The sequence below is a fragment of the Streptomyces sp. MspMP-M5 genome, from assembly GCF_000373585.1.
In the GTDB taxonomy this organism is placed as follows: domain Bacteria; phylum Actinomycetota; class Actinomycetes; order Streptomycetales; family Streptomycetaceae; genus Streptomyces.
In genome coordinates this window covers 245,932-258,799 of record NZ_KB891853.1, presented here as the reverse complement: position 1 = coordinate 258,799, position 12,868 = coordinate 245,932, and the positions used below count along the sequence as shown (strand labels likewise).

Genomic DNA, 12,868 nt, shown 5'->3' with positions numbered 1-12,868 from the left:
GCGGATACCCCAAGGAGCTGCACGGTGTTCTTCGACATAGGACCCCTGGAACTGGTTGCTCTCGTGGTCCTCGCGGTCCTCATCTTCGGGCCGGACAAGCTGCCCAAGGTCATCCAGGACGTGACGGGGTTCATCCGCAAGGTCCGGGCGTTCTCCGACAGCGCCAAGGAGGACATCCGCAACGAGCTCGGTCCGGAGTTCAAGGACTTCGAGTTCGAGGACCTCAAGCCGCGGAACTTCGTCCGCAAGCACGTCCTGGAGAAGGACGAGTACGGCCTGCGGGAGCTCGCCGAGATCCGCGAGGGCTTCGATCTGAAGAAGGAGATGGCCGAGGTCACCGAGGCGGTACGGGAGACCGCATCCCGCCCCGCGTCCGCCGGCGGCCCCCTGAGCCTCTCCAAGGAAACCCCCGCCGCGTCGGCCGGCCGGCCGGACCTGCTCACCAAGAGCACCGACCCGTCCCGGCGCGAGCCGCCGCCGTTCGACGCCGACGCGACCTGAGTATTTCGTATGCCCGGCTGTGTTGACCTCACTGGCTATGCTCCCGGTGTCCGGGGTGAGGTCGCCTGAGGGGGGCGGGCCGCCCACGACGCAGGGCAACGAGGAGGCTCCGCGCAGATGGAGACGACGAGTCGGACAGTCACCCGTGAGGTGTCCGCCGATACCGGCCGGAAGGTCGACGGCTATCTGCTGGCCGCATTCCCGTGGTACGGCCTCGACGAGGCGTTCACCGGACCACGCTGGCTGATGCAGGTCGGCTCGGCCGCGGACGGCACCGTCGAGCACGGCGCGACCGGCCACGGCGTCGAGCCCACGATAAAGGTGGAGAGCCCGGAGGACGAGCGTTTCGCGGTGGTGGTGACGGTCGCCAGCCGGCCCGTGCGGCGCAGCGCGGACGGCACCGGCGTCCTGGAGGCCACCTCGATCTCGACGGCGGCCTGGCTCGCCGGCTCCGGTCTCCTCTCCCACACCTGGCCGACCCAGATGGACCGGACGCTGCGCCAGGACTGGCTGGACCAGCAGACCACGATCGCCTGGGAGCTGGCCGACGACCTCGGCGAGGAGACCTGGAGCGAGCTGATGCTCCCGGTGGACGGGGTGCCGACGCCGTTCTGCTACCGGGAGTCCGAGTACGGCTGGGTGCTCGCGGGATCGCCGGGCCAGGAGGGACCGGAGGCGGTGCACCTGGGTGCCTACGGGCGGGGGATGAGCGCGTACGGCCTGGGCTTCTCGGTGATCAAGGACCTGAGCGTCTACGGGGGTTGAGCGCCCGACGCGAGATGGGGGGCGCGTGCGCGATTTCGTGCGCCCTGTAGTGCGGCGCGCACGACGCACGCGAAAGGGCGGACCCCAGCGGATCCGCCCTTCCCGATGCCGAACGGGGCCGGCTGCCGGCCCGCGGGCGACTCAGAACTTGTTGCGCGGGGTGATCCCCAGCGACATGCCCGAGAGGCCACGCTGACGGCCGCCCAGCTTGCCCGCGATGGCGCGGATCGCGGCACCGGCGGGGGACTCCGGGTCGGTCAGCACCACCGGCTTGCCCTCGTCGCCGCCCTCGCGCAGCCGGACGTCGATCGGGATGGCGCCGAGCACCGGGACCTGGGTGCCGGTGGTCCGCGTCAGGCCCTCGGCGACCCGCTCGCCGCCGCCGGTGCCGAAGACGTCGACCATCTCGTCGCAGTGCGGGCAGGGCAGCCCGGACATGTTCTCGACCACGCCGACGATCTTCTGGTGGGTCTGCACGGCGATCGAACCGGCCCGCTCGGCGACCTCGGCGGCGGCCTGCTGCGGGGTGGTGACCACCAGGATCTCGGCGTTCGGCACCAACTGGGCCACCGAGATGGCGATGTCGCCGGTGCCCGGGGGCAGGTCCAGCAGCAGGACGTCGAGGTCGCCCCAGTAGACGTCGGCGAGGAACTGCTGCAGGGCGCGGTGCAGCATCGGGCCGCGCCAGACCACCGGGGCGTTGCCCGGCGTGAACATGCCGATCGAGATGACCTTCACGCCGTTCGCCGACGGGGGCATGATCATGTTCTCGACCTGGGTGGGCCGGCCGTCCGCGCCGAGCATCCGCGGCACCGAGTGGCCGTAGATGTCGGCGTCCACCACGCCGACCTTGAGGCCGTCGGCGGCCATCGCGGCGGCGAGGTTGACCGTCACCGAGGACTTGCCGACGCCGCCCTTGCCGGAGGCCACGGCGTAGACCCGGGTCAGCGAGCCGGGCTTGGCGAACGGCACCTCGCGCTCGGCGGTGCCGCCGCGCAGCGACGCCGCCAGCTCGCGGCGCTGCTCGTCGCTCATCACGTCCAGCTCGACCGAGGCGCCGGTCACCCCGGGCACCCGCTCCACGGCCTCGCGGACGTTGCTGATGATCGTCTCGCGCATCGGGCAGCCGGAGACCGTGAGGTAGACCACGACCGCCACCGAGCCGTCCGCGGCGATCTCCACCGATTTGACCATCCCCAGTTCGGTGATGGGGCGGTGGATCTCGGGGTCGTTGACCGTCGCGAGCGCTTCGCGGATCGCGTCCTCGCTCGGCACGGAGCCGTCGGGGTGGGGCGTGTCTGTTGCCATGTCCCGATGGTACGGCGCATGAGGCGGCCTCCGGAAAGGTCCTCAGCGGTCGCGTTCGTCACGCTCCGGGCGCTCGCCGTCGGGCGTCCGCTGCTCCAGTTCCCGCAGCAGATCTTCGAGTTCGGAGCGCATCCAGTCGCGGGTGGCGACCTCGCCCAGCCCCATCCGCAACGCCGCGATCTCCCGGGTCAGATACTCGGTGTCGGCGATGGAGCGCTCGTTCTGCTTGCGGTCCTGCTCGTGGGTGATCCGGTCGCGGTCGTCCTGGCGGTTCTGCGCCAGCAGGATCAGCGGAGCCGCGTACGACGCCTGCAGCGACAGCGCCAGGGTCAGGAAGATGAAGGGGTAGTTGTCGAACCGCAGATTGCCGGGGACGGCGACGTTCCAGCCGATCCACAGGATGATGGTGACCGTCATCCAGACGATGAAGCGGCCGGTCCCCAGGAAGCGGGCGATCTTCTCCGACAGCCGCCCGAACGCCTCCGGGTCGTACTCCGGGAAGAACGTCCGGCGCGGCACCCTCGGCTGGTCCAGCCGCACCCGCACCCGCGGCCGCGACTCCGGCCCCCGGTGCCGCTCGCCGGCGCCGCCCCGGCGCACCGCCGAGGCGCCGTGCAGGCGCCGCTCCCTGGCGTTCTCCCGGTCCTCAGCGCCCATCGGCGGTCTTCCCGTCCGGCCCGCCGGTTCCGGTGGCGTCGTCGGTGCGGCCGTGCAGCCCGGCCTCCCGCCAGTCGTCCGGCAGCAGGTGGTCGAGCACGTCGTCCACGGTGACCGCGCCCAGTAGCGCCCCGCTCTCGTCCACCACCGGCGCCGCGACCATGTTGTACGCGGCCAGGTAGCCGGTCACCTCGGGCAGCGGGGTGTCCGGCCGCAGGGCCGGCAGGTCGGTGTCCACGATGAAGCTGACGAGGGTGAACGGCGGGTCCCGCAGCAGCCGTTGGAAGTGCACCAGGCCCAGGTACTTGCCGGTCGGCGTCTCGTCCGGCGGCCGGCAGACGTACACCTGGGCGGCGAGCGCGGGGGAGAGGTCGGGGTCGCGCACGCGGGCCAGCGCGTCCGCGACGGTGGCGTCCGGGCGCAGCACGATCGGCTCGGTGGTCATCAGGCCGCCCGCAGTGCGCTCCTCGTAGGACATCAGCCGGCGGACGTCCGCCGCCTCCTCGGGGCGCATCAGGGTCAGCAGCCGCTCCTTCTCCTCCTCCGGCAGCTCGGAGAGCAGGTCGGCGGCGTCGTCCGGGTCCATCGCCTCCAGGACGTCGGCGGCCCGCTCGTCCTTCAGCTTGCCGATGATCTCGACCTGGTCGTCCTCCGGCAGCTCCTCCATGACGTCGGCCAGCCGGTCGTCGTCGAGCGCGGCGGCGACCTCGGCGCGGCGCTTGGGGGAGAGGTGGTGCAGCACACCGGCCAGATCCGCCGGACGCAGCTGCTCGAAGGTGGCGAGCAGGTTCTCCGCGCCCTGCCCGTGCTCCTCCAGGGAGAAGCCGGTCACCGCCGACCACTCCACGGTCAGCGTCTCTCCCTTGCGGCGCAGCGGCCCGCCCTTCCCCCGCCGGACGAAGACCTTGTCGATCTCCCAGTCGCGGCGGGCCGGCAGCTGGGTGATGCCGACGTCGAGCACGGTGACCTCCTCGCCCGTCTCGACCAGCCGCACCCGCCGGTCCAGCAGCTCGCCGAAGACCAGCGTCTCCGACGCCCGCTGCTCGAAGCGGCGCATGTTGACCACGCCGGTGGTGACGATCTGGCCGGACTCCACGCCGGTCACCCGGGTCATCGGGACGAAGATCCGGCGCCGGCTGATCACCTCGACGACCAGCCCCAGCAGGCGCGGCGGGCGGTCGCCGACCCGGAGCAGCACGACCAGGTCGCGCAGCCGCCCGACCTGGTCGCCGTTGGGGTCGAACACGGCGATGCCGGAGAGGTGGGAGACGAAGATCCGGGGAGTGACCACCGCCATGGAGAGCGCCGCCCTTCTCCCTTTCCGTCCTGATTGCTCAACTATTGACCGGGAAACACCGTATTGATTCGGGTTCAGGCTAACCCGTCGGGGTGGGCCGCGGCCCGGCGGAAGCGGCCGTATGGTGGCCGCCCGGCATCCGCTCTCCGGCCCCCGGCACCCCGGGTACGCTGCCGTGAGCTGTCGAGATCACCCGCATCAGGAGGCAGAGCCGACGTGAGCGCCATCCCCCCGGACACCACCCGCCGTCCCCCGGCCGGAACCCGCCGTACGGGGCGGACGGGGCTGGTGGCGGCGGTGTGCGCGGCTCTGGCCGCGACCGTGGCGGGCTGCGCGGAGGACCCGGACGCCGGCACCAACGGCGTCGGCAAACTGCCCGCCCAGCAGATCGCGGCCAAGGCGCGAGCCGCCGCCTCGGGGGCCGACACCGTCCGGCTCGCCGGGAAGCTCGTCAGCCAGGGCGGCACCTACGCGCTCGACATGCGGCTGGCCAAGGACGGCGCCCGGGGCCAGCTGACCACCAAGGCCGCCTCGTTCCAGCTGCTGCGGATCGGCGGCGCGCTCTATCTGAAGGCGGACGCGGCCTTCTGGGCCGGGGAGAAGGGCGTCGCCGGCTCCGGCAGCGCCGCCAAACTCGGCGGCAAGTACGTCAAGGTGCCCGCCGCCGACCCCGTCTACCAGCGCTTCAGCGGCTTCACCGACAAGGACACCCTGCTCGCCGGACTGCTCGGCCTGCACGGCGAGCTGACGACCGGCGACCACGGGACGGTCGGCGGGGTCCGCACCGTCCAGGTCACCGCCGGCTCCGGCTCCGGCGGCACCCTCGACGTCTCCCTGGAGGGCACCCCGTATCCGCTGCGGCTGCAGCGCGGGGGCGGCACGGGGGAGGTGACGCTCGCCGACTGGGGCAAGAGCGTGGACCTCAAGGCCCCCGACCAGGGGCAGGTCGTCGACTACGGCAAGAAGATCGCGCGCGGTGGCGGTGGCCGCGGCAATGGGAGCGGCAGCAGCAGCGGCTGACCGGCGCGGGCCGGGCCGCGCCGGGCGCGTCAGCCCTTGCGGCCGCGGCGCAGCAGCTTGGGCAGTGCGGCCGGCACCGGCCGGCGGGTGAGCGCCGGCGAGGGCAGTGGCGGCGCGGCGTGCGAACCGTCCGGCATCCGGCCGGGGCGCTGCTCCGCCCCGCCGGCCGGCGTCAGCCGCAGCACCCGGCACTCCCGGGCCCAGCGCTCGGTGAGGGTGTCCGCGTCCGGGGCGTTGAGCCGCTTGCCCTTCAGCTCCTCGACGGCGGCCTGCCACTCCTCGCCGCCGGGCGGGAGTTCGCGGACCTCGGCCGGCCAGGCGACGAGCCGGCCGCCCTTGTCCTTGCTGCGCACGGTGACCGTCGCGTTGCCGCCGTCGACGAGGCCCAGCGCGGCCAGCGGCTGCTCGCCCGCGCCCCCGCCGACCAGGCAGGCCGCCCCGTCGTGCCAGACGTGCCACAGCGCCCGGGCCGGGCCGGCCGTGCCCCGCACCCAGATCAGGCCGGACTTCTTCGTGGCCTCTTCGATGAGCGCCCGATCCAGCAGGCCCTGCGACACGGTCTCCTCCGTCATGGACCTCAGCCTAATCGGCCCGGCCAGGGCCGCCCGGCGCGCCCGCACGGTGAGACACCCGCCACCGGGGCGCGCCCCTGGAGCCGGTCCCTGCAGACGCCCCTACAGCCAACCGTTCCTCTTGCTGTGTCCTCCGGGGGCAACCCCCGGACCCCGGCCGAAGAGACCGCCGGCCGCCCCTAAAGCCAGCCGTTCCTCTTGAAGCCGCGGTGGATTCCGAGGCAGATGGTGACCGTGACCAGCATCATCGCCGGGTAGCCGTACTTCCAGTGCAGCTCCGGCATGTACGTGAAGTTCATGCCGTAGATGCCGGCGATCATCGTCGGGACGGCGAAGATCGCAGCCCAGGCGGTGATCTTGCGCATGTCCTCGTTCTGCGCGACGGCGGCCTGCGCGAGGTTGGCCTGGAGGATGGAGTTCAGCAGGTCGTCGAAGGACAGCACCTGCTCGTTGACCCGCGCCAGGTGGTCGGCGACGTCCCGGAAGTACTTCTGGATGTCGCTGTCCACCAGCCGCATCGGGCGCTCGCTCAGCAGCTGCATCGGCCGCAGCAGCGGGGAGACCGCGCGCTTGAACTCCAGTACCTCGCGCTTGAGTTGGTAGATCCGCCCGGCGTCGCCGCCCTTCGCGGTCTCCTTGGCGCCGGTGCCCTTGCCGTTGGTGCCCGAGCTGAAGACGTCGATCTCCACCTCGTCGATGTCGTCCTGGACCGCGCCGGCCACCGCCATGTAGCCGTCGACGACCTGGTCGGCGATGGCGTGCAGCACCGCGGACGGGCCCTTGGCCAGCCGCTCCTGGTCCTCCTGGAGGCGGTGCCGCAGGGCGCGCAACGAGCCCTGGCCGCCGTGCCGGACGGTCACGATGAAGTTCGGGCCCGTGAAGCACATCACCTCGCCGGTCTCGACCACCTCGCTGGTCGAGGTCAGTTCGGCGTGCTCCACGTAGTGCACGGTCTTGAAGACGGTGAACAGGGTGTCGTCGTACCGCTCCAGCTTGGGACGCTGATGGGCGTGGACGGCGTCCTCCACGGCCAGCGGATGCAGCCCGAACTCCTGGGCGATACCGGCGAATTCGGCCTCGTTGGGCTCGTGCAGTCCGATCCAGACGAAACCGCCCTCGTCCCGGACACCGGCGATCGCCTCGGCCGGGGAGAGGTGCGCGGGCACCCGCCGGCCGTCGCGGTAGACGCCGCAGTCCACGACGGCGCTGTTGGCGCAGGCCGGGCCGGCGTCGGTGCGGTAGGGAGAGTCGTCGCGACGCCGGGCGGGACGGACGGCGGCACGCAGATCGCGGATCATCGACATGGCAGGCTCCTTCGGGCCGGCCGTCAGTGGCACGCGGGCGCAACGCGGCCCGGAACGAGGACGTACGAGACGAGAGAAGGCAGTACGTCCGCAAAGCGGGCGGCGCTCGGTGCGGGGGCTACTGACGGCAGTTCGCTGACATCACGGAAAGAAGAGTCGAAGGCGCTCTTCCGTCATCTGCGTCCGGAGCAGGAGAACTTCACGAGTTTCGCCGCGGTGCGGCTGGGTACGGAAGCTCTCGGATTCAGAAGGTTCGCGGGGCGAACGGGATGACGGGAGAACTATCGGTACTGCACGGTCGACTCGGATCCACCGCAGCCCCACCTCCTCCGGCCGGTCCCCGTTGGGGGACGTTCGTCATTCCCTGACCAGACGGCAAGGCTATCAGCCACCGGAAGCGCCAGGGCTCCCCTTTGCACGTTCGATACGAACCGCACGCCGGGGCGCCGCCCGCCCGTGCTCCGGGGCGCGGCGGCGGGGCCCGGAAGCGACACCTATGCTCGGCCCATGTCTGACGTTCTTGAGCTGGTCGAGGCCCGGTTGCGCACGGCGCTGGGCGAGCCGGACGCACGAGCCGCCGTCACCTTCCTCGGCACCGACCGCATCGAGGTGCTGCGCTTCGTCGACGGTGAGGTGCTCCGCTACGCCACCCTCGGGATGTCGGCCCAGCCCATGGCCGACCCCACCGCGGTGGTCGCCGACCCGCTCCGCGGCCCGCGGGCCGAACTGCTGCTCTCCGTACGGGCCGGCCGCGCGGAGACCGACAAGGTGCTCCGCCCGCTCGCCGTCCTCGCCGCGTCCCCGCAGGTCGAGGGCGTGATCGTGGCCCCCGGGGCGTCGCTGGACGTGGGCGAACCGCTGTGGCCGGGGGCGCCGTTCACCTCGGTCCTGGTGGGCGCGTCCGGCGGCCTCGTCGAGGATCTGGAGCTGGACGAGCCTGCGGACCCGGTGCGGTTCCTGCCGCTGCTGCCGATGACGCCGAACGAGGCCGCCTGGAAGCGGGTGCACGGTGCCGAGGCGCTCCAGGCGCGCTGGCTGGAGCGGGGCACCGATCTGCGCGATCCGGTGCGCGCGGGCGTGGCACTGGACTGACCGGACGGCGGCGGCACGGCCCGTAAGCCCCGCTCGGCGAAAGAGCGGACGGAGCGTCAGTCTGCTTCCTCGCAGATCCCTTACGGACCTTTTGCAGACCCCTTGCAAATCCCCTGCACTGCTGGGGAGTTGGTGAAGGCCGAGATTCCGCCCTCGGCTGCGTGCCGGGGCTCCGGCTCCGCGGCGCAGTTGCGGCCGGCGCCGGCCACCGGGGGAACCGGCATCGCGACGGCCGTGATCAGGAGTGCGGCGTGAAGAGTGGCCGGAATCGTTGACGTTCGCACGTAAAAAGTCAGAGGTCCTGATGGGTGCGGGTTTCAACTAGTTTTTCGGGGATGACCGGCGCGGTGCCGGGAATCAGCCAAGTGTGCGGCCAGGTACGTGATTAGGGGCACACCGGTCGAGTGATCGTCCTTGACGGGACGGCGGCCACGGAGGACCGTTGGTCCTTATGAGGGGCGAACCCAGTTGCCCAAAGTGCGGAGGCCGGGTGCGGGCGCCCGGTCTCTTTTCCGATACCTGGCAGTGCGCCGCTCACGGCACCGTGCACCCGCTCCAGCCGGTCGTCCCGCCGAGCGTCGAGGCGCTGGGCGTCGTCGTCCACCGCGCGCAGGTGCCGGTCTGGATGCCCTGGCCGCTGCCGGTCGGCTGGCTGTTCACCGGTGTGGCCTGCGCCGGTGACGACCGCAGCGGCGGCCGGGCGACCGCCGTCGCCTGCTCCGGCCCCGGCCCCCTCGGCGGCCCCGGTGAGCTGCTGCTGATCGCCGAGGAACTGGGCGTCGGGCTCGGCGCCCGCTACGCCGGTATCGACGGCCCGGACCCGGGCTCGCACCTCTGCGTCGACAGGCCGCCCAACGCCAAGGTGTTGGCCGCCGGCCGCCCGACCCCGATGTGGCAGGTACATGGCGCCCCCGCCGACCGTGCGGTCTTCGCCGGTGAGGCCCGCGGGCTGTGGCTGTGGGCGATCGCCTGGCCCGAGCAGTCCGGGCTGCTGATGTACGACGAGCTGGTGCTGACCGACCTGCGGGAGGCCGGGGCCGAGGTGGATCTGCTGCCCTGCGGGGCGCTCTCGCCGAGGATCCTGAGCTGAGGCGGGCGGCGCGGCCGCGGTTGCCGGGCCGGGGGTCGGCGGGCGGGCGCATGTTCGGGCGCCCGGTATCCTTCCTGTAGTCCGTGGAAGTGCCCTGTAGTCCTTACGGTGCCCCGCGGTGCGGTGCCGCCCCGCCGGGGCCGCCGCCGTGTCCGTCCCGCAGCAGTCTGGAGCCCGTGCCGTGCGTATCGATCTGCACACCCACTCCACGGCTTCCGACGGCACGGACACCCCCGCCGAGCTGGTCCGTAACGCCGCGGCCGCCGGGCTGGACGTCGTCGCGCTGACCGACCACGACACCGTCGCCGGCCACGCCGAGGCGCGGGCCGCGCTGCCCGCGGGGCTGACGCTGGTCACCGGCGCCGAGCTGTCCTGCCGGCTCGACGGTGTCAGCCTGCACCTGCTCGCCTACCTCTTCGACCCCGACGAGCCGGAACTCGCCCGCGAGCGGGAGCTGGTCCGGGACGACCGGGTGCCGCGCGCCCGCGCGATGGTCGGCAAGCTGCGCGAGCTGGGTGTCCCGATCACCTGGGAGCAGGTGGCGCGGATCGCCGGCGACGGCGCCGTGGGACGGCCGCACCTCGCCACCGCCATGGTCGAGCTGGGCGTGATCGGCTCGGTCTCCGACGCCTTCACCGCCGAGTGGCTGGCCAACGACGGCCGGGCCTACGTGGAGAAGCACGAGCTCGACCCGTTCGACGCGATCCGGCTGGTGAAGGCGGCCGGCGGGGTCGCGGTCTTCGCCCACCCGCTCGCCGTCAAGCGCGGCACCTGCGTCCCGGAGAGCGCGATCGCCGAGCTGGCCGCGGCCGGCCTGGACGGCATCGAGGTCGACCACATGGACCACGACGCCGTGACCCGCGCCCGGCTGCGCAGTCTCGCCGCCGACCTCGGGCTGCTGACCACCGGCTCCAGCGACTACCACGGCAGCCGCAAGACCTGTCTCCTCGGTGACTGCACCACCGACCCCGAGATCTACGGGGAGATCACCCGCCGGGCCACCGGCGCCTTCCCCGTCCCCGGCGCGGGCGGCTGAGCCCGCGGCACCGGCCGCCCGCCGTACCGCGCACTCCGGTGAGCGGGGCGCGCCCCGGCACGGCCCTCTCGCCCCTGCTTCTCCCTTCTTCCCTTCTCCTCCCACGGGCCGGCCGTCGGCCGTGCCGCGTCCGGTCCCGTGCGTCTTTCCCCCTCCGTTCGTCCGTACCACCGCAAGGCCAGCACCGTGTTCGACGTCGCCGTCTTCAGTACCCTCTTTGTCACGCTTTTTGTGATCATGGACCCCCCGGGCATCACCCCGATCTTCCTCGCCCTGACCTCCGGCCGAACGGCCAAGGTGCAGCGCCGCATGGCGTGGCAGGCGGCCACCGTCGCGTTCTGCGTGATCGCGGTCTTCGGCCTCTTCGGCAAGCAGATCCTCGGGCGGCTGCACATCTCCACGCCCGCGCTGATGATCGCCGGCGGGCTGCTGCTCCTGCTGGTGGCGCTGGACCTGCTGACCGGCAAGTCCGAGGAGCCCACCCAGACCAAGGACGTGAACGTGGCACTGGTGCCGCTCGGCATGCCGCTGCTGGCCGGGCCCGGCGCCATCGTCTCGGTGATCCTCGCCGTGCAGCACGCGCGCGACGCCGCGTCCCAGATCGCGGTCTGGGCGGCGATCGCGGCGATCCACGTGGTGCTCTATCTGGTGATGCGGTTCTCGCTGGTGATCATCCGCGTGATCAAGGACGGCGGGGTGGTGCTGGTGACCCGGCTGGCCGGGATGATGCTCTCCGCGCTCGCCGTGCAGCAGATCATCAACGGTGTGACGCAGGTGATCCAGGGGACCTGAGCGGCTCCCGGCACGACAACGCCCCCGTACGGTCGGTCTGTACGGGGGCGTTCGCGCGTCGTGCTACGTCGTCTTCGTCACGTCGTCGTCCGGGCGCGGTCGGTGGTGTCGCTATCAGCTGACGGCAGCGGCGTCCGCCGGGCGGATGTAGATCCGCTGCCCTATGGCGGCGGCCTGCTGCACGATCTGGTTGACGGAGGCGGCGTCCACGACGGTGCTGTCCACGGCGGTGCCGTCGGCATCGTCCAGGCGCATGATCTCGAAGCGCATAAAGGCTTCTCCCTTCGTCTGATCCTCCTGTGGAGAACTTCTTTGACAGGTTCCGCCCGGCTTCGTTGCCGGACGTTCCTTAGGGGACAACGAGCCTACAGCTGAAATGATTCCCTACGCTAAAGAAAATTTTGCATGGCCTAAGCAATGCCGGTGCGAGACCGGTGCGAGACCGGTGAGAGAAGCCCTTCTGCTTGTGCCCGCCGTGCGCCCGCCGGGACAATGGACCCCGCAATGAACGACCTCCCGCCCCCGGGCACCACCGACCTCACGGCGCTCGCCGCCGGCATCGAGCGCACCAACGAGTTGCTCACCCGGGTCCTGGCGGAGGTGGCCACCACCCCCTCGACCCATGCCGTCTTCGCCGACGCCGGATACGTGTACGCCGCCGCCGGGCGGCTGGTCGCCGGTACGGAGGACCGCAGGGCGTTCGAGCTGGACGCCGAGGCCCTCATCGAGGCGTTCATCGACAAGGCGCGGACGATCTTCCCGGACAGCCGGCTGCTGCGGGTCTACTGGTACGACGGCGCCCGCCGCCGGATCCACACCCAGGAGCAGCAGCGGATCGCCGAACTCCCCGACGTCAAGGTCCGGCTCGGCAACCTCAACGCCCACAACCAGCAGAAGGGCGTCGACTCGCTGATCCGCACCGACCTGGAGTCGCTGGCCCGGCACCGGGCGATCACCGACGCCGTCCTGATCGGCGGCGACGAGGACCTGGTCTCCGCGGTGGAGGCGGCCCAGGGCTACGGCGCCCGGGTCCACCTGTGGGGCATCGAGGCCCCCGCCGGCCGCAACCAGGCCGAACCGCTGATGTGGGAGGTGGACAGCGCGCGCACCTTCGACCTGGACTTCTGCAAGCCGTACGTGACCCGGCGGACGGCCGGCGAGGGGGCCGAGCCCGGCGCCGGCGAGGGGCCGGTGCCGACCCGCGAGGAGGTCCGGTTCGTGGGGGCGCGGGTCGCCGCCCAGTGGCTGTCGGAGCGCGGCCCGGCCTGGGTGGCCGAGCTGCTGCCCGGCCACCCGTATCTGCCCGGCAGCGTCGACCAGGAGCTGCTCACCGCCGCGGAGGCGCTGCTGCGGCACTCGCTGCGCGGCCACTCCGATCTGCGGCGGGTGCTGCGCGACGGGTTCTGGGACCACGTCCAGGGGCGCTTCTGACCG

General features: G+C 72.1%; 14 protein-coding genes. 8 read left to right on the top strand and 6 right to left on the bottom strand.

The window, feature by feature from the left end; genetic code table 11:
• The first annotated feature begins 24 nt into the window (after window positions 1-24).
• Window positions 25-501, top strand: coding sequence for a sec-independent translocase (locus B073_RS0101170; protein WP_018536260.1), 477 nt, complete (start codon window positions 25-27; stop codon window positions 499-501).
• Between the two features lie 117 nt (window positions 502-618).
• Window positions 619-1,266: a hypothetical protein gene (locus tag B073_RS0101165; RefSeq protein WP_026246928.1), complete on the top strand. Its 648-nt coding sequence runs from the start codon at window positions 619-621 to the stop codon at window positions 1,264-1,266.
• A 141-nt stretch (window positions 1,267-1,407) separates the two neighbouring features.
• Here the strand turns inward: B073_RS0101165 and B073_RS0101160 are convergent, their stop codons facing one another.
• The 3 genes from B073_RS0101160 to B073_RS0101150 form a co-directional block, all read right to left on the bottom strand.
• On the bottom strand, window positions 1,408-2,541 hold the full coding sequence (locus B073_RS0101160; protein ID WP_026246927.1) for an Mrp/NBP35 family ATP-binding protein: 1,134 nt from the start codon (window positions 2,539-2,541) through the stop codon (window positions 1,408-1,410).
• Window positions 2,542-2,616: 75 nt separating this feature from the next.
• A complete protein-coding gene (locus B073_RS0101155) occupies window positions 2,617-3,231 on the bottom strand; it encodes a DUF1003 domain-containing protein (protein WP_018536257.1) in 615 nt (204 codons plus the stop codon).
• Window positions 3,221-4,528, bottom strand: coding sequence for a magnesium transporter MgtE N-terminal domain-containing protein (locus B073_RS0101150; protein ID WP_018536256.1), 1,308 nt, complete (start codon window positions 4,526-4,528; stop codon window positions 3,221-3,223). Before B073_RS0101150 ends, B073_RS0101155 begins: the two co-directional genes overlap by 11 nt.
• A gap of 216 nt (window positions 4,529-4,744) precedes the next feature.
• On the opposite strand from B073_RS0101150, the gene B073_RS0101145 reads away from it, so the two are divergent.
• Entirely contained in the window at window positions 4,745-5,548 is an 804-nt protein-coding gene (locus B073_RS0101145; protein ID WP_018536255.1) for a hypothetical protein, read from the top strand.
• Window positions 5,549-5,577: 29 nt separating this feature from the next.
• Here the strand turns inward: B073_RS0101145 and B073_RS0101140 are convergent, their stop codons facing one another.
• Both B073_RS0101140 and B073_RS0101135 read right to left on the bottom strand, forming a co-directional pair.
• Window positions 5,578-6,120, bottom strand: coding sequence for a hypothetical protein (locus B073_RS0101140; protein ID WP_018536254.1), 543 nt, complete (start codon window positions 6,118-6,120; stop codon window positions 5,578-5,580).
• 179 nt (window positions 6,121-6,299) lie between these two features.
• A complete protein-coding gene (locus tag B073_RS0101135) occupies window positions 6,300-7,424 on the bottom strand; it encodes a magnesium and cobalt transport protein CorA (RefSeq protein WP_018536253.1) in 1,125 nt (374 codons plus the stop codon).
• Between the two features lie 507 nt (window positions 7,425-7,931).
• Here B073_RS0101135 and B073_RS0101130 point away from each other — a divergent pair.
• The 4 genes from B073_RS0101130 to B073_RS0101115 all read left to right on the top strand — a co-directional run bounded on the left by B073_RS0101130 (window position 7,932) and on the right by B073_RS0101115 (window position 11,434).
• The gene (locus B073_RS0101130) at window positions 7,932-8,516 is read left to right on the top strand and encodes a suppressor of fused domain protein (RefSeq protein ID WP_018536252.1); all 585 of its coding nucleotides are present in this window, start codon (window positions 7,932-7,934) and stop codon (window positions 8,514-8,516) included.
• A 451-nt stretch (window positions 8,517-8,967) separates the two neighbouring features.
• A complete protein-coding gene (locus B073_RS0101125) occupies window positions 8,968-9,606 on the top strand; it encodes a DUF6758 family protein (RefSeq protein ID WP_026246926.1) in 639 nt (212 codons plus the stop codon).
• A 181-nt stretch (window positions 9,607-9,787) separates the two neighbouring features.
• A complete protein-coding gene (locus B073_RS0101120; RefSeq protein WP_018536250.1) occupies window positions 9,788-10,642 on the top strand; it encodes a PHP domain-containing protein in 855 nt (284 codons plus the stop codon).
• 186 nt (window positions 10,643-10,828) lie between these two features.
• A complete protein-coding gene (locus B073_RS0101115; protein WP_018536249.1) occupies window positions 10,829-11,434 on the top strand; it encodes a MarC family protein in 606 nt (201 codons plus the stop codon).
• 114 nt (window positions 11,435-11,548) lie between these two features.
• Here B073_RS0101115 and B073_RS47020 read toward each other — a convergent pair whose 3' ends face one another.
• The gene (locus B073_RS47020; RefSeq protein WP_018536248.1) at window positions 11,549-11,704 is read right to left on the bottom strand and encodes a hypothetical protein; all 156 of its coding nucleotides are present in this window, start codon (window positions 11,702-11,704) and stop codon (window positions 11,549-11,551) included.
• A gap of 234 nt (window positions 11,705-11,938) precedes the next feature.
• On the opposite strand from B073_RS47020, the gene B073_RS0101105 reads away from it, so the two are divergent.
• Window positions 11,939-12,865 carry an NYN domain-containing protein gene (locus B073_RS0101105; protein WP_018536247.1) on the top strand — a complete coding sequence of 309 codons (927 nt, stop codon included), beginning with the start codon at window positions 11,939-11,941 and terminating at the stop codon, window positions 12,863-12,865.
• The last annotated feature ends 3 nt before the right edge of the window (window positions 12,866-12,868 follow it).